At 43.7% G+C, this 18816-nt stretch carries 17 protein-coding genes and 1 pseudogene; 5 read left to right on the plus strand and 13 right to left on the minus strand.

Features of this window, described 5'->3' with window-relative positions:
- Positions 1 to 105: 105 nt before the first annotated feature.
- Positions 106 to 270 (plus strand): annotated as a pseudogene (locus tag MKX35_RS23725) (IS5/IS1182 family transposase); the annotation flags it as partial.
- Between the two features lie 788 nt (positions 271 to 1058).
- Here the strand turns inward: MKX35_RS23725 and MKX35_RS23730 are convergent.
- Positions 1059 to 3695: an adenosylcobalamin-dependent ribonucleoside-diphosphate reductase gene (locus MKX35_RS23730; protein ID WP_076298507.1), complete on the minus strand. Its 2637-nt coding sequence runs from the start codon at positions 3693 to 3695 to the stop codon at positions 1059 to 1061.
- 415 nt (positions 3696 to 4110) lie between these two features.
- Here MKX35_RS23730 and MKX35_RS23735 point away from each other — a divergent pair, with 415 nt between their 5' ends.
- The 3 genes from MKX35_RS23735 to MKX35_RS23745 all read left to right on the plus strand — a co-directional run bounded on the left by MKX35_RS23735 (position 4111) and on the right by MKX35_RS23745 (position 8104).
- Complete coding sequence (locus MKX35_RS23735; RefSeq protein ID WP_076298508.1) at positions 4111 to 5856, plus strand: DEAD/DEAH box helicase; 1746 nt, start codon at positions 4111 to 4113, stop codon at positions 5854 to 5856.
- Positions 5853 to 6917 (plus strand): YqhG family protein, encoded by a 1065-nt coding sequence (locus MKX35_RS23740; RefSeq protein WP_076298509.1) that lies wholly within the window; start codon positions 5853 to 5855, stop codon positions 6915 to 6917. Before MKX35_RS23735 ends, MKX35_RS23740 begins: the two co-directional genes overlap by 4 nt.
- Positions 6918 to 7072: 155 nt before the next feature.
- Positions 7073 to 8104 carry a hypothetical protein gene (locus MKX35_RS23745; RefSeq protein ID WP_076298510.1) on the plus strand — a complete coding sequence of 344 codons (1032 nt, stop codon included), beginning with the start codon at positions 7073 to 7075 and terminating at the stop codon, positions 8102 to 8104.
- Between the two features lie 172 nt (positions 8105 to 8276).
- On the opposite strand, the gene MKX35_RS23750 is transcribed toward MKX35_RS23745, so the two are convergent.
- A complete protein-coding gene (locus tag MKX35_RS23750) occupies positions 8277 to 8465 on the minus strand; it encodes a YqzE family protein (protein ID WP_076283115.1) in 189 nt (62 codons plus the stop codon).
- A 183-nt stretch (positions 8466 to 8648) separates the two neighbouring features.
- Here MKX35_RS23750 and MKX35_RS23755 point away from each other — a divergent pair, with 183 nt between their 5' ends.
- A complete protein-coding gene (locus tag MKX35_RS23755) occupies positions 8649 to 9401 on the plus strand; it encodes an N-acetylmuramoyl-L-alanine amidase (RefSeq protein ID WP_256716223.1) in 753 nt (250 codons plus the stop codon).
- On the opposite strand, the gene MKX35_RS23760 is transcribed toward MKX35_RS23755, so the two are convergent.
- From MKX35_RS23760 to MKX35_RS23810, 11 genes are all read right to left on the minus strand, one after another.
- The gene (locus MKX35_RS23760) at positions 9388 to 10248 is read right to left on the minus strand and encodes a divergent polysaccharide deacetylase family protein (RefSeq protein ID WP_081382741.1); all 861 of its coding nucleotides are present in this window, start codon (positions 10246 to 10248) and stop codon (positions 9388 to 9390) included. The genes MKX35_RS23755 and MKX35_RS23760 overlap by 14 nt on opposite strands.
- A gap of 105 nt (positions 10249 to 10353) precedes the next feature.
- A complete protein-coding gene (locus MKX35_RS23765) occupies positions 10354 to 11439 on the minus strand; it encodes a glycerol dehydrogenase (protein ID WP_076298511.1) in 1086 nt (361 codons plus the stop codon).
- A gap of 87 nt (positions 11440 to 11526) precedes the next feature.
- Entirely contained in the window at positions 11527 to 12270 is a 744-nt protein-coding gene (locus MKX35_RS23770; protein ID WP_076298512.1) for an SDR family oxidoreductase, read from the minus strand.
- Positions 12271 to 12458: 188 nt separating this feature from the next.
- Positions 12459 to 13049: a TetR family transcriptional regulator gene (locus MKX35_RS23775; protein ID WP_076298513.1), complete on the minus strand. Its 591-nt coding sequence runs from the start codon at positions 13047 to 13049 to the stop codon at positions 12459 to 12461.
- 243 nt (positions 13050 to 13292) lie between these two features.
- A complete protein-coding gene (locus tag MKX35_RS23780) occupies positions 13293 to 14204 on the minus strand; it encodes an alpha/beta hydrolase (RefSeq protein WP_076298514.1) in 912 nt (303 codons plus the stop codon).
- Between the two features lie 68 nt (positions 14205 to 14272).
- Positions 14273 to 14680: a MerR family transcriptional regulator gene (locus MKX35_RS23785; RefSeq protein WP_076298515.1), complete on the minus strand. Its 408-nt coding sequence runs from the start codon at positions 14678 to 14680 to the stop codon at positions 14273 to 14275.
- A 146-nt stretch (positions 14681 to 14826) separates the two neighbouring features.
- On the minus strand, positions 14827 to 15267 hold the full coding sequence (locus MKX35_RS23790; RefSeq protein ID WP_076298516.1) for a DinB family protein: 441 nt from the start codon (positions 15265 to 15267) through the stop codon (positions 14827 to 14829).
- 3 nt (positions 15268 to 15270) lie between these two features.
- Entirely contained in the window at positions 15271 to 15798 is a 528-nt protein-coding gene (locus tag MKX35_RS23795; protein WP_076298517.1) for a HugZ family pyridoxamine 5'-phosphate oxidase, read from the minus strand.
- A gap of 43 nt (positions 15799 to 15841) precedes the next feature.
- Positions 15842 to 16621: an ABC transporter ATP-binding protein gene (locus MKX35_RS23800; protein WP_076298518.1), complete on the minus strand. Its 780-nt coding sequence runs from the start codon at positions 16619 to 16621 to the stop codon at positions 15842 to 15844.
- Between the two features lies 1 nt (position 16622).
- Complete coding sequence (locus tag MKX35_RS23805; RefSeq protein WP_081382742.1) at positions 16623 to 17612, minus strand: FecCD family ABC transporter permease; 990 nt, start codon at positions 17610 to 17612, stop codon at positions 16623 to 16625.
- A gap of 16 nt (positions 17613 to 17628) precedes the next feature.
- Entirely contained in the window at positions 17629 to 18666 is a 1038-nt protein-coding gene (locus MKX35_RS23810) for an ABC transporter substrate-binding protein (RefSeq protein WP_081382743.1), read from the minus strand.
- Between the last annotated feature and the right edge of the window lie 150 nt (positions 18667 to 18816).

Consider the following 18816-nt stretch of genomic DNA (forward strand, 5'->3'; position numbering starts at 1 on the left):
ACCCCCTTAAATTATATGGATTAATTTTAACTAAAACACTAAATATCCTTATAATGTAATTTCAGGCAATTTGAAGGCGAAAATTAATAGTAAACCCCTCTTCCGAAAGAGCGTTATAAAATTGAGGCAAAAAATAGTGAACTCAAACATAGACACGGATATGATGTTGCATCTTCCTCGGGTCTAATTGGCATGCAGATGCAAGGCGCTATGGCGATATTTTCTGTTAATCTCAAACGAATCATTAATTTGATGAAAGAATCGAAGTAAAAGTATAAAAGCAAAGGCGACATTTCGTTCAAAATCGAACAAAATGTCGCCTTTTTAATTTGAGGGACACTAGTGACAACCTATAATACAACTATCATAAATACAACATTATCCAAATAATCCTCTACATAAGTTTCGAATACCTTATGAAGCGTCTTAAACGCTCTCAAAGCTACGAGAGGCTACTCAATAACATTTTATTTTACTTACATCAAAGACTACGAGGCAGATTATTCCTTCTAGATTGACAGTGAGAATAAAATTGATACCATCCCAGTTATGATGTCATTCTTCAAGGATTTTATAATAGAATTCTAATTTAACATAATTCTCTAAATTTAGTTTTTTGGGTTTGATGCCCGAAGTACACAGGCACAGATAGTGGATATTTTCAAACGTCTTAAACTATATCAGATCTGCAATTCGAATAAGTCAATATCCTTAACGGAAGAGGAATCAAACATTTTAAAGCCAACAAATCGGCTCATTCTTTAACTATTTTTTATTCTTGGATGTTACTTCGTGATGCTGAGAACCAGCTGCAAAATAGTGAAGAATCGAAACCCGAATTGATTGCCCTTTAGCCTGTCATGTTATTAATAAAAAGCCGGTAAACCCTAAGTAATGGCTTGCCGACTTTCTAAGTAAAGACGTGAAACTTGCTGCAATAGCATGTATATATATACATGCTATTGCATGGTGAAGTTTTTTCTCGTTTAAAACGAACTTTTCTCATTTAAAATGAAAAATCATAAGTTTTCCCATAAAACATTTATTGGCTCTACCGTTTACCCGCAGCGACTATACCCGCAATTGCCACAAGTCTTACAGCCCTCAATATTAATCAGCGAGGCGCCGCCGCAGGAGGGGCAAAGATCACGTGAAGCGCTCGTGTGGTTATGCGCACCATGTCCACCATGCCCATCATCGGTAGATGTTGCTACAGGAACACTCGCTTTCAACTCCGCATTTAAAGCTTCATTGAAATCTTCTAGCTCCAAAGTTGCTGCAATTGGTGCAGGCAAATGATCATCATGAGCGTTATTCAGTACATGAGTCTCCAATGCCTTAGCTACAGCATCTGCAATGGATTCTACTCGATTCGCACCGAAGCCGATTGCACCTGATCCGCCGATACCTTTCAGATGTTTGATCAATAATTCTACCTTCTCACCATGATCTCCATAACGGAGGAACAAGGAGCAGACACGACCGAGTGCTTCTGCCATCGCAAAGACATCAGAACCTGCTTTACCTACATTCAGGAAGATTTCTGCCGGTGTGCCATCAAGATCATTGATCGTAATATATGCCATGCCAAAAGGTGTGTTGATTTTATAGGTTGCGCCGCGCAGAACCTGCGGACGTTTTTTGTATTGTTTATCCAGCTCTTTAGTAGGAGCTTGAGGTGCTGGGCTTGCCGTTACAACATTTGCTTCAGGAGTCGTTGCAACTTCAACTGCTGGAGCTACCTCTTCTACTGCATCTTCCTTCTTCGAGGTTTGCAGAACTTGTACATCACGGCTACCATCACGGTAGATCGTAGCGCCTTTACAGCCCAAATCGAAAGCCATTTCATATAGCTCAGCCGTCTCTTCTACTGTGAAGTCAGACGGGCAGTTGGCTGTCTTGGAAATCGAGCTATCTACCCAGCGTTGAATCGCTGCTTGCGCACGAATATGATCCTTAGCTGACAAATCCATCGAAGTCACGAAATAATCTGGCAGCTCTTCACCTGGATGAGCTTCAAGCCATTCTTGGGCGATTGGAACGAACTGTTCATCGTAGCCAAGGCGACTTTGACGGAAATATTTAAAGGCGAAATAAGGCTCAATGCCTGTCGAGGTGCCTACCATTGTACCTGTGCTACCTGTAGGTGCTTGTGTTATCACTGTAACGTTACGCATGCCATGTTTACGAATCGCTTCACCAACCTCTGGATACGTTTCGAGCATATTTTTCATAAAGCCGCTCATTAAGTATTTCTCTGTGTCAAAAGCTAGGAAGGATCCCTTCTCACCAGCAATCTCTGCAGAAGCAAGGTACGCTTCACGAGCCATAAAGCCGTAAAGCTTGTCCAGAAACGCCAAAGATTCCGGGCTACCGTAACGGATGTTCAATTTGATCATCAGCTCAGCAAGACCCATCGTTCCGAGACCTACACGGCGTTCGTTTTTCTGATTCGCTTCATTTTCCGGGAAATGATAAGGCGTCTTATCAATGACATTGTCCAAGAAACGTACGGAATAACGCGTCGTAGTCGCGAGATCTTCCCAGTCTACATCATGATTCTTCTCATCGTAGAATTTGGACAGGTTCACAGCAGACAAATTGCAGACTCCCCAGCCTGGCAGTCCTTGCTCCCCACATGGGTTCGTACAAATGATCGGATTAAAATACCAGCTGTTGGACATCTGATTGTAGTATTCCATGAACACAACGCCTGGCTCAGCGGATTTCCAAGCGGATTCAATAATGGTGCGCCACACATCACGCGCTTTAACGGTGCGATAATGAATAACGTTTTTGCCCGCAGCCTTCCACTTGTCTAGATCGCCATCCCACAAATCGTTGTACTCTGGATCTGTAGTATCCGGAAATACGAGATCCCAATCCAGATTTTCTTTTACAGCCTTCATAAAGCTATTGCTCACACATACCGAAAGGTTCGCATTCGTAACTTGACCCATCGTTTGCTTTACGGTAATGAAGTCCTCCACATCTGGATGCCAGTCATTAATCATGAGCATAAGTGCACCACGACGGCTACCGCCTTGTTCAATTAATCCAGTGGTATAGCTAAACAGACCGCCCCAAGATACAGAACCACTGGAAGAACCATTAACACCTCTCACAATTGCCCGGCGTGGACGTAGAGAGGATAGGTTAATCCCTACACCGCCACCACGAGCCATAATTTCTGTCATTTCAGCCAACGTCTGCATAATGCCGCCACGGCTATCTTTTGGAGAAGGAATTACATAACAGTTGAACAGGGTTAGTTCTTCACTAGCGCCTGCACCAGCAGCAATTCGACCACCCGGTACGAGCTTCCAATCATCCAGAATCGAACGGAATTTACCCGCCCATTCTTCTTGAAGCTCAGGCGTCTTCTCCACAGAAGCCATAGCTGTAGACAGACGATCCCACATTTCCTCTGGTGTTTTTTCTATATTAAGCGTCAGCTTTTCAACATCTGATTTCACAAGTTCGCCGCTGCGCGTCTTCACGGTTACGATTCTGCCGTTACGTTCTACGATCTCTCCGACTTCCTTCGTAGGAAACTTCGGATCATCTTTTGTTAGAACGAGTACAACATCGCCCACTTTAGCATTATTGCTGTCGGCATCCTTCCAAGCATAACGATCCAAAAATATTTTTTCACTTAGCCCTTCAAGGCGTTGCTTACGTTCCACTTTACCCAATAGAAAAACCTCCCGCAATGTAGTAAATATTAGTTCCAGTTCAGGTGTGGGCGTACATTTTGTGACCCACAACAAAAACTTCCTTACACTTATCTTCCGTCTTACAGGTGTATGTAGGAAGTTCATCTTGTCAATAACAAATAGCAGCTACGCACTTTAAAAAAATCACATTTTCATGCTTTTGTCACAATATATTGTGTGCGTCAGCTTTTAAACTATACCACATATTGTATCGAAGGTCTTTTTCGAAAATAGAGTTAAGCAGCCGAAATATCGCAAACCTTGCCGCGTTTTCTCGCTTTTACTCTCTTTTTTAAAGGCTATTAAGAAAAATAGAAGGTTATGAATTCTCTTGTTTAAGAGCATACTACTCCTACGAATGATGATATGAAATAGCACCTGAGGAGGCTGTACCATGACGCAATTATTCCGTAATTCTCTACCTCACAAAGGTGGAAAGTCAGCGCCTATACTGCCTGTTCCTCTTTCTTTTGACCGGAATTGGCTGCAGGATCTAGAACTCAAACTAGATAAAGGTGGTCCGTGGGGAGACTACCGTCTGTCCAAGCTTGCTGTGCAAGGTGAACAAACGGGTCTAGTAACCAGCTTCGATGAGCTGCAATGCATGAAGCATTTATCCGGATTATCCCCGCTTCCTCATCAGCTCGATACCGCGCATAAGGTTTTGTTTGAGATGTCGGGCCGCGCGATTCTTGCAGATGAGGTTGGACTAGGAAAGACGATTGAAGCAGGACTTGTACTCAAGGAATATCTTGTCCGCGGTCTAGTCTCTAAAGTGCTTATTCTGGTACCCGCTTCCCTCGTATTGCAGTGGGTCCGCGAGCTGAATGCCAAGTTTGGCATCTCTGCTGTTGCACAGAAAAAAGCATATTCCTGGGGGAATGCGATTGTCGTCGCATCTATGGATACCGCGAAGCGCGATCCTCATAAAGAGATGCTGCTGGAAAATGAATATGACATGTTGATTATTGATGAAGCCCATAAGCTGAAGAACAAGAAATCGACCAATTATCTATTTGTACAGCAATTACGCAAAAAATATTGCCTGCTTCTAACCGCTACTCCCGTTCAGAATGATCTTGGCGAGCTATTTAATTTGATCACTTTACTGAAACCGGGGCAACTAGGAAATCAGGGTGATTTTGCTTCGAATTTCGTCGTTGATAAACGCCAACCTAAGAATGAAGGTCAGCTAAGAGACGAGCTATCGAAGGTGATGATCCGCAATCGGCGTGGCGAAGGTCCAGTTAATTTCACGAAACGAAAAGTCCGTAATATTCCGCTAGTTCTTTCACAGGAAGAGAGAGTATTATATGACGCTGTCACTTCTTTTGTTAAAGATCAGTATCAGGAATCAGGCGGCAATCTTAGCAGCATGCTTTCCTTGGTAACGCTTCAGCGTGAGGTGTGCAGCAGTAGGGATGCCGTCTTCATCACTTTGGTTAATCTGATCAAGAAGCTGCCTGCTGATTCGCCGAAACGCGATCGGATGATGGAGCTATTGCAGACACTTCGTACGGTTAAGACCAATACCAAAGCCGAAACAACACTATCTCTCATTCAAGAAATGAATGAAAAGGTCATCGTTTTTACGGAGTATCGCGCGACTCAAGAATATTTGCTTCAGTATTTCCGCGAACATGGGCTAATGTGTGTTTCTTATTCCGGCGGGATGAATCGTGGTAAAAAGGACTGGATGATGGACCTCTTCCGCGGTCGTGCTCAAGTCATGATCGCTACTGAAGCGGGTGGTGAGGGCATAAACCTGCAGTTCTGTCACCATATGATCAACTTCGATCTGCCTTGGAATCCCATGAGAGTAGAACAACGGATTGGGCGGGTGCACCGGTTAGGTCAGGAAAATGACGTGGTTATCTATAATTTGTCCACACAAGGTACGATTGAAGAACATATTCTGCACCTGCTACACGAAAAGATCAATATGTTCGAAATGGTCATTGGCGGGCTGGATGTGATTCTGGAGCGTTTTGAGAAGAAAGAATCACTGGAGAAAAGTTTATACAAAATCATGCTCGAATCCCGCTCCGATGAAGAGCTGCGAAATGAGCTTGATCATATCGGTGAATCCCTAAGTGAGTTGACTCAGGGTATTAAAAAGGAAAGTGAGACTGCGACATGACCCTCAACTCACAGGAAGTACGTAAACATGTAATGGATTATCTGGAGGCGACAGAATGCTCCATTATTGAAGTATCGCCCATTCACGTAACTGTAAAGCTATCGCCAAGAGCTGACAGAATGCTAACAGATCGACCTTATTATTGGGGATTCGTGGAGCGTACTGGTGTTGATCCGGAGACACTCTCTTTCACTTTTGTATTTGATCCGGAAAAATACGATAGCCAGGCAGCTATAGAAGTTCCGCCAACGGTAAATCACAGCATCGGAGCATTGAATCCGCCAATTACCGGAAACCCAGCGATGGGCGCCACAACAGATGCTGAGGCTAGCGCAGATCTATTGAATCCAACATCACCTGAATCTAATGTGGTTCATGTCCCCTCCTCAAATCCAGAAGATAGCATCCTAGCCCGCTACTTCGGTATTGTACCTGCATTGCCCCGAATTGGGCCCGGTATGATAAGACGTGAAGATATCATCTATGGTAGCAAGCGCCTGCAGCAAATTTGGAGTGCGGCCCAAGATGAAGGGAAATGCCTTTACTTATTTGAAGATCCCGGTAGCAGGCAGCGGAATACACTCTTCTCTGCTGCCTATGAACCGTGGCTCGGCGTCTGCTATAAAGTGGAGATGAGCTGCGATTTGAAAAGGGAAGAACTGCATTATCTTGGAATATCGCTGACAAAAGGGACCATCATTGATGACTTTAACGCTAAGATAGCCTCGCGGGAGATGATCCCCCGTTTACCAGAAAACGTCCATATTCAGCCTTATGAATTAACAGTGACAGCCGCTACAGATTTATTAGAGGCTCATCTTACCTCTCATCTAGCCGAACTCGATTACACTTGGGCAGAACAGGCACGTGAGCGTCTTAGAATCGAGCTGGCTATCATTGATATTTATTACGGAGAGCTGCTGAAAGAGCCTGATGAAGAAAAACGTTTAGGCACTCAAGAGCAGTATAACCGTCGTCGACAGGAGACCATTTGGCAATATGAGCCGCAAATTGCAGTTTCTGCGATAACCTACGGACTGTTTCATCTGCGAAGCCTATAGAATGCGACCCTACTCGCTAAAAGCAGGCAAAAAAACAAGAGAACTTCCGCCTTCAAGCGCGACAGCATGCAACAGCCTTTTTATAGCCTGTCCACTACAATAGAGTAAAGCTTAACTTTCCTGACATTTCTTAACAAAGAAAGGTGATCGACGCCATGAAAATAAGTTTGCGGCGGAGGCTGAAACTTGCGGGTCAAGGATGCCTCCTCCTGCTTCTAAGCTTTGGACTGTTTGTATCCAGTTCTGGTTCCCCTTCAGCGCTGGCGCTGGCTAGAGTAAGTGTGATCCAGTCAGTCACGCAGGATGCAATGCCTGTATTGAAGATGAGTACCTTACCTTCTCCGAGTACGGTCCAAGAATTCGCTAAGGCTACACTGAACAAGCTCGCTGCAGAAGCTCCATTTACAGCCTGGAAGGATGCAAGGATAGAATATTATCCCCTTGGTCCAGGTACACATGGCTGGCTTGTAAATGTAATGAAGGGTGAAGAGCGGATCGGATACATGATCATTTCCGCCACCGATACAGGCGGATATATGCTAAGTGAATATGGAGCCGGCACTTACGGACTCCCATACAGTTTAAATGATCTGCGCCAGTTTTTGGTGCAGAAAGGTCTCATTACATCATCTTTTTCAGGAACAATAAACCTTACTGCTTTATATGCACCACTTCTACCGGTCTGGAAAATAACCATTGACGAAAAGACGGTTTACATCAATGCTTCCGTACCGCAAATTTTACCTTGGACACTGAGCAAGGCGGAAGAAGTCTTTAAAGAGCAGCCTCCAGCAACAGATGTAATTACTAATCTTAATCCTGACGTATCACCGTTATCGGCCTTCAATAGTGGAGGGTCAGATGATCCTTACGAAGATATCCTATGGCTGACTGCTCCGAAACTAACTACAGTGAGCGGCGACAATATCGCACTTCTGATCAGACCTAAGGAAAGCATCGCTTATCAAGCTGCTGGGCGAAACGACCTTGTCGGGGCACCATTTATGATTACAGGCTATCAGAGCTGGCAGTCTTCTCAAGGTCAAGCTGAGAACAATAAAACTACCGTATACGCGGCCTCAGGCCCTGAAGGAAAACGATACTTACCACTCACTGCACTTCAAAATAATGGAACACTGCATAAGCTGCCAGACAAAACGACCAAAGCACTCGGATATAATCGTTAACACAAGCATAAACGCCTTCGGCGTCCTTATGAGGACGGTAAGTATTTATGCGAGAAATAGAAGGATAATTTATAACGTAAGCATATAAATTCTTATATTTAAACAAATGCAAATAACCTTCCACTGCCACCCATGAATAATGGCACTGGAAGGTTATTTGCTATTTATACCTTTATTCTTTTTTGCCATGACTCCACTTGCTTCGCCAGATAGACCACCCAAGCGGGAGCATGCCAAACCATTTCTGTGACCACGGCTGCTTCGTAGCCGCTCTACGAGCATGAATGGCACGCGGATCCTCGATATATACGACTACCTTCTCCGTTATATACTTTACAAGCTCATCGCCACCGGAAGCCATTTTAACACCTCCTAAAAATGTAAGTGAATTCAGATTATCAGCATCCGTTCCATGGTCTTAGTGTGCACCACTCCACTTGGATCTAAACTACAGACTTCTGATTTGTCGAATAGGTTTACCTATTAAAGCACAATCTAACAAAGAATCCAGAAGACGTTATTCACTTGCAAGGAGGCGTTTCACTTGAACAACTGGAGAAAACAACCCTTTCCCAGTACAGCAGCTGTTCTATGCGGCTTTCGAATCACTCTAACTACCCTAGGACTACTAATGTTGTTTATGGGCAGCTCCTTAGCCTCTGCGACACCAGAGAAACCCGTGATGAAGAATGACCGTCAGCATTTATTAGGTCACGGACACCGTATGATCCTAATTGATGCGGGACACGGAGGCATCGACGGTGGAACTTCCTACGGTAATATTCTTGAAAAAGATATCACCTTAGATATCTCACGTCGATTATTTCTACTTCTGGGTAGCGATGGTTTTGACGTTGCTTTAAATCGCAATGGAGATTATGCCCCAAGTGATGAGAACCGCTGGCTGCGTAGTAAATCTCGACATCTGCGGGATCTTGCACAGCGTAAAGAACTTGCTGAGACATTACCTGCTACTGTAGTGGTAAGCATCCATATTAACTGGGCGCCTTCCCCATCCAAACATGGTCCACTTGTATTGTACCGTCAAGAGGGCCGTAGCTTCATCCTTGCTAAGTCCATTCAGCATCAGCTAAACAATCTTTACGATGTCGAGGCTCATCCAAGACCAGGCAAGCCCTTTTATTTACTCAACAAAATAACCGCCACAACTGTTATCGTTGAGGCGGGTTTTGTAAGCAGTCCGACTGACCGCGCAAAGTTATGCACCCCTAAAGGGCAGCAACAAATCGCTGAAGCCATCGCTGATGGTATTGTAGCTTATCTTATGGAAGTTTAAGTTGGGAGCTCCATTTCATCTCGTTTTTAACCAGATCAGAAATCCCTATAAACTCAACATTGTCTTTCATCTGTTCAATACCGCTGCGGATTCCTGCGGCGGTCTCTTTCCCAAATACACCAACATGACCAATCGTTACACAAAATCGTTGATCCTTCGCCATGTCTTTGACGAGACCCATTTGTTTCAGAACATGACTTGCTGTATGTGTGTCATCTAAAAAGATATGGTTCTCTACGCGTGGCAATCCCATCCGATAAGCCATATTGCCAGCAACGGAACGGTAGTTGGTCTTGCTGTCTACAAAAAATAATCCTCGTTCTTTGCATACAGATAAGATCACTGCCATAATCCGTTCATCTCCGGTAATTTTCGAACCCATATGGTTATTTATCCCGATCGCATAAGGAACATTATCGAGTGCTGCCTCAACCTTTTGTCGCACTTCCTCATCGGACATTTTGGCCAATATGGCTCCTGGTCCAAGCCATTTAGGATTACCTTGGCGCGGCTCCATCGGCAAATGAACCAGAACATCATCTCCGCGTTCATGTGCGCGGGTGGCATCCTTTACGGATGTAGGTAAAAAAGGCATGACGGCTACAGTAAGCTTTATCGGTAACGAGAACATTTCATCTGTCCCCTTCATGCCATTGCCGAAATCGTCAATAATGATAGCGACCTTATCACGTTTTGGTGCACTCTCTTCAAGCTGCGTATTTGTAGCGTTGTCTTTAGACGTGGCAGCAGAGACAGCCGGCGTAGCCGGAACAATTGTGGTAATCAATACTGCAGCAACAGCAAGCCAATTCAGTAAGTAACGTTTAACCTTTCGACTGTCCTTCATCAAGAGGAACGCCTCCTTCGTCTTAAACAATTGTTCTCATTGTTTGGTTCACGAAGGTTAAATATGTACGTGGAGGGTTCGCAAAAATTTACAATCGAGCTGTTGCTAATGCCCGCGCTTGTCTGTGGCAAGGATTGCTTCCAGCACATCCACAGATTGAACTTCAAATGGCATATTCTTCATTGGGCTCTCTTGGGAGCAGCTAGCTTCTGCCACCACCATTAATTTATCCATATCGCTACTGGTAATCCCAAGCTCCTTAAGTGTAACGGGAAGGCCGACTTTTTTGCAGAAAGCAATGACCTGAGCGATCTCATCTTCTGAAGCCTTCTCCAAGACCAACTGCACGATCGTAGCAAAGGCAACCTTCTCACCATGTAACACATTCCTGCATTCCTCATGCAGGGTCAGTCCGTTATGAATAGCATGGGCTGCAGCAAGCCCACCGCTCTCAAACCCAACGCCGCTCAAGTAAATATTAGCTTCAACAATATGTTCCACTGCAGAAGAGATGATCCCCTGTTTAACATCCAGGAGTGCGGATTCACCTTCAGCAAGAAGTGTGTCCAGACAAGCACGTCCTAAGGAGAACGCTGCGATTGTGCTAGTCCCGCCTGCATGAGTAACCGCTCCAGATTCACGGCAAGCTCTTGCTTCGTAATAGGTGGACAAAGCATCACCCATTCCAGCCACCAGCAATCTTGCAGGAGCTTTAGCGATGATATCGATATCTGCGATCACCATATCAGGATTTCTTTTTAATGGAAGGTAACAGTCGAAGTCACCTTCGTCCGTATACAACACTGATAAAGCGCTGCAAGGTGCATCCGTCGAGGCCACTGTGGGTACAATAACTACCGGGAGATCCGCCATGTGGCTTACTGCTTTTGCCGTATCTAGGGTCTTGCCGCCACCGATTCCTAAGATAACTTCAACGTCCTTCAGACCAAGTTCTAGCACTATCTCATCCACCTGATTACGGCTGCACTCACCCTTGAATTCGCGCATCATAAGGGGAATATCGTTCACTTCAAAGCTGTGTAAGATATCCTCCTTGTACATGGAAAAAATAAAAGGATCTATAATCGCAAAAGCTCTGTTCGATCCTAGCTGCAAACAATAATCTCCCAGCTTACGAATCTCGCCATACCCCTGAATATATTTAGTCGGTGAACATATGATCTGCGTCATGGTTTCACTCCTCTTTTTGTATATTCTTTTATTCTAAGGAGTGTTGCTTCAGACTGGCTATAAAAAAAGATGCTATAGGCTTTTGTCTTAAATAAATCCGCCGTTCACACGAATCGTCTGGCCCGTAATCCATTGTGATTCCTTACTGGCTAGAAACAGAACTACACTCGAGACGTCCTCAGGCTCACCTAAGCGTCCAAAAGAATTCATACTCCCAACATTCGCAATCTCTTCAGCTGACTTCCCAACTGTGAAAAGCTCCGTATTAACAGGACCTGGCGAAACCGCATTAATGGTGATTCCTTTTCGTCCAAATTCTTTAGCTAACTGACGAGTGAATTGTTCCACTGCTCCCTTTGTTCCCGCATAAACGCTGTAGGTTGGGAACATCTGGCCTGTAACCGATGTCGAGAAATTAATGATCCGTCCGTTCTCACTCATATGTTTAGCCGCTTGCTGGCAAGCAAAAAAGGTACCCTTCACATTGATGGCGAACTGTTTGTCGAAGTCTTCTTCCGTCATACTCGCAATCGGCTTTGTGATCATAATGCCTGCGTTGTTAACGAGAATATCGATTTGTCCATAAGCTTCCAATGTGGCTTGGAATAATTGTTCTAGCTCTGCCACTTGGCTGATATCCGCTCGGATAGCGATAGCTTCTCCACCCTTTTGCTTAATTTCGTTCACAACTTCCTCTGCCTTGCTTGAACTGCTTGCATAATTAACAACAACCTTTGCACCATGTAACGCCAAGTTCTCCGCAATTTCCCGTCCCATACCTCTTGAAGCTCCAGTCACTAATGCAACTTTTCCAACCAAATTCTGATCCATCATTTATTCCTCCTATTCGTTTACCTTTCTTGTTGGTCTGATTATAAATCGAACACTCGCAAATAACAAGTGACAATTATTATTTTTTGTCATTCAATATAATTGTTCTCCAGACGCAAAAAAACCTTCCGATCTTCATCAAAAGGTTTAGTCCATCATTTTTCTATTATGAAATATGCTATAACAATTTATGACGAAATTCCGGAAAGCATCAAATCCCAAACAGAGGCAAACTCCTGATCAATCGAACCCGACTGCCACTCTTTCGCGTGAGCAGGATGATGAAATCGTGATGTTGCATTAAAAATAGCTCTTGCCGTAACCTCAATTTCCAATGCTTTAAACTCCCCGGTTTGTATACCTTTTTCAAGAATGCGTGCGAGTTGCCCAATTAATTGATCTACGTGTTGGGTAATCATATCTATTGCTTCTAAAGTTACGGAGGCGTACATAGCAAACATTTCGGAATCATCTACAGCATAGCTCCGTTTACTGTGAATTAGAGTATCTAACCACAGACGTAGCTGCTCTTTGGCATTCCCATCAAATTGCTCAGTAACGTCCTTTAATGGGGCTAAAATATTTTGATGCAACCATCTTTCGGTTACCGATTCGCGCAAAGCTGCTTTACTGGAAAAATGTCTATATAGCGTACCATGACTAACCTTCAGTACCCTCGCTACATCAACAACTGAAGTCTTATCCGGGCCAAAACGCCGGAGTACTTGTTCAGCCGCATCCAAAATGTTTTCTTTAGATAATGGAAGATCATTCGACATTGGTATTTCCCCTCGCTCTATTTCTGATGGTACTTATCATAGCATATAATATTCAAAAACGAACTGACAATAATCTTACTTTGTCATTTGTAGAATCCATATCAGTATATACGTGCACTAATTTATTAAACTTAGGTCCACGTTTGGTATCCAATTCTCATCAGCCGCTGAGTACCTACCATACCCCAACAACAGAAAACCTCCTTGATTTCTCAAGAAGGTTCCTTACTTTCATCTACTTACTCACTCGTCCAGCTTCGCCCTAGCAAACTTACCAATCTTCGAAATCGCCTGCTCTGCTTCTGGGAGCATATACGCTAAGAAATGAAAAACACTCCACATATTATCCCATATTTCCAGTTCCACATGAACACCCGCTCCAGTCGCCCGTTCAGCCAACCTCGTTGAATCGCTTAATAGCACCTCATGGTTGCCTACTTGAACAAGTAAATCAGGCAATCCCTGCAAATTCATTCTTAACGGCGATAATATTGAAGCCCACTCGGTTCGAGTACCTACATATGCTTCAAGTATCCGTTTATTCCCTTCCAAGCTACCTGTCGGATCAAGCTCCGCACGACTCTGATACGGTTCACCATCCAAATGAACAAGATCTGTATGCGGCGAGATTAAAAAAGCACCTGCTGGTAACTCGCTCCCCTCATCTCTCAAAGTAATCAGTGTCATCAGCGCAAGGCTGGCTCCAACAGAGTCTCCTCCAAACACGATATCACTGGCAGAATATCCATTCGCAAGCAACCACCGGTAAGCCCCTATACAATCTTCATTAGCGGCGGGATAGATATACTCGGGTGCAAGGCGATACTCAATGATTAGCACTTTCATGCCACTCGCCTTTGCAATTCGTGCTGCTAGATCCCGATAAAATTCACAGGTTCCTGAAACAAAACCACCACCATGAAAATAAAGAATCACTTTATCATCAGGTGGAGCTGCTTTCACAGGAATGATCCACTCTCCGCTTAATGGTCCAATCCTGACCCGCTCGACTGTAACATCCGTATGACTAGGCATATTCGCAGCCGCCTCAACCATTTCTTGCCGGATATGCTCTACAGACCTACTTTCAAACCGATTGGTTTGTTTCAGGTAATCTTTGATCGCTGCAAGCTGTTCTATACTCGTCTTTTCCATATCGATAATCCCTCCTACAGGTCTTTTCAACTCAAAGTGTAAAGCCTGTAGGTGACTACAAGGTCAAGTTAAGATTCCATTTTCAGGATTTCTAGCGTTGACTGTACTCCAGGATGTTTATCCTTGGCTAATAAATTTTTTCTCAAGTCTGCGAGAGAAGCAAGCTTTATCTCCTGCCTTGCAATTTCATTGCGGACTCGATCCATTTTTTTATCTACAACTTTCACAAAATCATCTATGCTAATGCCACTGCTTTCCGATTTTAACAATGCCTTTTTAATTTCCTTTAGGGTGAATCCACATTGCTTAGCATTATGTATAAACGTAAGTCGACTTAGCGCTTCTTCAGAATAAAGACGGTAGCCGGCTTCCGAACGTAAAGGTGTACTAATTAGACCCAGTTCCTCATAATACCTCAGTGTTTCCATATTCACATTTGCCATCTTGGCCATTTGACCTCGCAAGTACTCCGTCATGATCTACGCCCCCTTGGAATTCCCTATATTATACCAAAATCCAGATAATACAGAGGGTATCAAAATAGAGCCAATAATTAATCGGGATCAATTTAAAACTCCTTATTTACACACAAAAAAACGGCATTTCTGCCGTTTCCCTATGTCTACTCTTCTACCGACAACACTTCACTTCGAATCGCATTTTTCTGTATTAGAGAAATCTGTCCGGCATGAATACCTGTGTGATACATAAGTCTTCCTACCGCTTCAAGCGGAGTAGATGTGCCAAAAGACGACTCTACGCTTACATGCCAAGCATCTTCCGGAAGCTCCCGCATCGCTGCAATCAGATTCTCGTTGGAAGCAGACAGCAGATCCACCAGTTCACTTAATGTAGTATACGCTGCGTCATCGGCTTGAGGTTTAGGTCTACCAAAGAACCACTCTGCAAACATAAATTCTACCTCGGCATTATGAGAAATCAAACCTCCGATGGATGAATTCCCTAATTTAAGATTTAAATCTTCTTCCGGCAATGCCTTCACCATTTTATGAAATCGCTCTTGAACCGCTTGCCAGATGGGCAGTACTGAAGTAATAGTCATCGGCTATTTGCTCCCTTGTACAGCTGCTTCTTCGTCTTTCTTCTTATCAATAACAACGTGATTAAATACATTCGCATCTACATCAATATCGAACGCTAACCCAAAACCTACAACATAACGCCCCTTCAACGGAGTTAGTTCGAACAGTGAAAAATCCAGTCCGCGCAGCAATTTCAGCATGGCCTCACCATGGTCAGCATTGAACAATTCAAAGATATCCTCATATCCATCATTTCCGATATTGCTTGAGGTACAACTCCAGCGCACACGCTCAGTTGCAAATTTATTGTTTGTTTCAGACTCATCCGCAATTAGAAAGGCGTCCACAAAATCATTATTTTCCATATAGCCATAGTGCTCTGCGATTTTACTAATATAGATATACAGCTTGCCGTCTTTCTTTACGAAAGGCGCATAACTAATAAAGGGCTTACCTTCATCATCGATCAAACTCAAAATCAGGTTCTTACGTTTATTAATAAATTGCAAGTAGTTTTCTTTATTTTTCTCTAAATCTACAGGCTTCTTCATTTAAAATCCCTCCATGAATAGGTTGTGTAATCACACTATGATTCTATCGAACAGTACTCAACAAATGAATACGAGGTTTCTTCTCTGTGGGAACATACTGGACTTCCGAGTCCATCCGGTATATATCCCTTATCATATCGGTTGTCATGACTTCATTCGGTGTGCCATACATCGCCTTCTCACCCGCCTGCACTACAACGATACTATCGCTATAAGTAGAAGCTTGATTGAGATCATGCAGCACCATCACTACGGTCATGCCCATGTCTTGATTTAACTCGCGAACAAGCTCAAGCACTTCATGCTGATGCGAAATATCCAAGTACGTGGTTGGCTCGTCAAGCAACATGATGAGTGGACGCTGCGCTAAAGCCATTGCAATCCAGGCACGCTGTGATTCACCACCTGACAATGAAGCTACGGCTCGGTCCTTATACTCCATTAAATGTGTCTTTTCAAGGGCCCAATGAACAATGTCCATATCCTCTTGGTTCAATCTTTCAAACCACTTTTTGTGTGGATATCTGCCATACGAGACCAGATCAATCACAGTCATATCACTCGGCGCTTGATTCTTCTGGCTCAGCATGCACATTTTTCGTGCGACTTGTTTGGCGCTCATGGTCTTCAGATCCGTACCATCGAGTATGACCGTACCCGTGTGATAAGGAATTAGCCGTGATACTGCTTTGAGCAAAGTGGATTTACCGGAGCCGTTCGGTCCTATGATGGAGACGATCTCACCTTTTTTTACGGAAAAAGAGAAGTTGTTAATCACGCTTTTCTGCTCATACCGAATCGAAATGGAATCGACAGTAAACATGTTAGAACGCCTTCTTTCTCATCAGGTATAGAAAATATGGTCCGCCAATCACAGCCATAAGGATACCTGCAGGGATATCTAGGGGTGCAAACAGGGTACGTCCACCTGTATCCGCAATTAACAGAACCAATGCACCTAGAGCCATACTCATCGGTAAAAGATATTTGTAATCTGAACCCACGAGCAATCTCGCCATATGAGGTACAACTAGACCGACAAATCCGATCATTCCAATGGCTGCTACAGAAATAGCCGCTAGAAATACTGCCAGCAAGGAGAGCAGGATACGAATTCGGTTCACATTTTCACCCAGATTCGAAGCCACCTGATCACCCAGACGAATGATATTTGCCTTACGAATAGCAAAGAACGATAAGATCCAACCTGTAATCGCATATGGGAAGACCATCATTAACGCATTATTCCCTTTTGCCGCAAGACTGCCGTTAAGCCATTGAACCGCTGCAGGGAGTCTATCGCTGTACATGATTGTTAATAGTCCAATGAGTCCTCCGCAAAGCGCATTCACAGCAACACCAGATAAAATAATAGTAATCGGTGAAATACCGGTTCGTCTCCACGCTAATGCATATACAATCCCGGCAGCAATTAGCCCTCCAACAAAAGCGGCAATCGGAATGAACTCAGTATACTGTGGTGCAGCAAGCATTATGACAAGAACACATGCAGCCGCGCCACTAGTTACACCCGTCAATCCAGGATCAGCAAGTGGGTTACCCATCACAGCTTGCAGCAGTGCGCCCGAGATCGCTATATTCGCTCCGATGATCATCGCCAGTAACACACGTGGCAATCGAATATCCCATATGATGGTGGCATTCACCGCCTTAGACGATGAACCAAAGATTGTGCTTAGTATGTCTGATACCGGAATGAAAACAGAGCCTAATCCGATGGCAATAATCGCTGCAACGAGCGCTAATAGAACCGTTACAATAACAACTATTCTGCTACGAGATGTATTTATCACTTGCTGTCTCCTTTAATTATTCATAGAAGTATTTTGCGATTTCAGTTAGGGCTGTTTCTGCGTTAATGATCGAGGTTACGCCGAACACACTGTAATCTAAAATCTGGATTTTGTCGTTTTTATAAGCAGAGAGCTTCGTCCAAGTTTCATTTTTCTCTATTTCTTTTTTAAATTTGTCCTTTGTCGCTCCGTGGTCACCTGAAGCCAATACAAGAATGACGTCAGGATCAGCGGCTACGACGTTCTCCATATTAATAGGAGAGTAAGTATCTGTAACTTTAAGTACAGAAGTAGCAATGTTATCAGCGCCAAGCTTTTTCACCAAACTACCTAGATAAGATTTCTCACTCATAACCATGAAGGAATCAGAGGTTCCAATAACGAGCATCACGCTCGGCAGTTCTTTTCCTTCGGCTAATTTACTTAGCTCATTTTCTTTATCCAATATCTTACTCAAAGCCGCATTCATCTCATCTTTTTTATTAAAATAAGTACCTAATACTTTAAGGCTAAGCTTTAAATCCTCGAAGGATTCTGTGCGTAGATATGCTTTTTGCAAATCCATGCCTTCCAGTGTCTTATCCAGTGTGCTTCGAAGTGATTCTGCTCCCAGCAGCAAGTCTGGCTCAAGCTTTGTTACTACTTCAAGATCCGGTGCCATTGGCGAACCAATTTTATCTATCGATTCAAAATCAGCAGGGATTGGATTGGTGGAGGTTGGCACCCCAACTGGTGTGATTCCAAGCAAGTAGAGCATTTCTGTTAATGGTACAGATGTAGTTACAATTCGCTGTGGAACTGTGGCTGGAAACTGGCTTAATGCTTCATTGAACAATGCTTCATCTACACCATCATTCTCCAGACTGTATTCCTTTCCAGCATCCGCTGTTTTCGCTGCTTCTGTTGTATTCGCTGCATTTGCTTCTTTCGTTTCATTAGCAGCTGTATTCGTTACGGCTTCATTCTTGGTTTGATTGTCCGCTGTATTGGTGGACGAACATGCAGTCATTGCAGTAAGCGCTGCAACAACCAGAAGTACTAATAATTTCTTCAAATTATATCCCTCCGAGTATGTATAATTATACGTTCTAAGTAGTGATAATGATTTTCATTTTCATCTACCATTCCTATGATAATGGTTATCATTAGGAAGTGTCAAGAATTTTATTTTAATTTTAAACTAGCCAAAATGCCTTAAACATCC

This window comes from Paenibacillus sp. FSL R5-0923 (assembly GCF_038009145.1).
Taxonomy (GTDB): domain Bacteria; phylum Bacillota; class Bacilli; order Paenibacillales; family Paenibacillaceae; genus Paenibacillus_AQ.

Bases quoted from the DNA above. Each gene is read 5' to 3' on its own strand.
- MKX35_RS23775 (WP_076298513.1), bottom strand. From the start codon at position 13,049: ATGTCGAATGATCTTCCATTATCTAAAGAAAACATTTTGGATGCGGCT.
- MKX35_RS23795 (WP_076298517.1), bottom strand. From the start codon at position 15,798: ATGAAGAAGCCTGTAGATTTAGAGAAAAATAAAGAAAACTACTTGCAA.
- MKX35_RS23735 (WP_076298508.1), top strand. From the start codon at position 4,111: ATGACGCAATTATTCCGTAATTCTCTACCTCACAAAGGTGGAAAGTCA.
- MKX35_RS23770 (WP_076298512.1), bottom strand. From the start codon at position 12,270: ATGGATCAGAATTTGGTTGGAAAAGTTGCATTAGTGACTGGAGCTTCA.
- MKX35_RS23760 (WP_081382741.1), bottom strand. From the start codon at position 10,248: ATGAAGGACAGTCGAAAGGTTAAACGTTACTTACTGAATTGGCTTGCT.
- MKX35_RS23780 (WP_076298514.1), bottom strand. From the start codon at position 14,204: ATGGAAAAGACGAGTATAGAACAGCTTGCAGCGATCAAAGATTACCTG.
- MKX35_RS23800 (WP_076298518.1), bottom strand. From the start codon at position 16,621: ATGTTTACTGTCGATTCCATTTCGATTCGGTATGAGCAGAAAAGCGTG.
- MKX35_RS23785 (WP_076298515.1), bottom strand. From the start codon at position 14,680: ATGACGGAGTACTTGCGAGGTCAAATGGCCAAGATGGCAAATGTGAAT.
- MKX35_RS23765 (WP_076298511.1), bottom strand. From the start codon at position 11,439: ATGACGCAGATCATATGTTCACCGACTAAATATATTCAGGGGTATGGC.
- MKX35_RS23740 (WP_076298509.1), top strand. From the start codon at position 5,853: ATGACCCTCAACTCACAGGAAGTACGTAAACATGTAATGGATTATCTG.
- MKX35_RS23745 (WP_076298510.1), top strand. From the start codon at position 7,073: ATGAAAATAAGTTTGCGGCGGAGGCTGAAACTTGCGGGTCAAGGATGC.
- MKX35_RS23750 (WP_076283115.1), bottom strand. From the start codon at position 8,465: ATGGCTTCCGGTGGCGATGAGCTTGTAAAGTATATAACGGAGAAGGTA.
- MKX35_RS23790 (WP_076298516.1), bottom strand. From the start codon at position 15,267: ATGACTATTACTTCAGTACTGCCCATCTGGCAAGCGGTTCAAGAGCGA.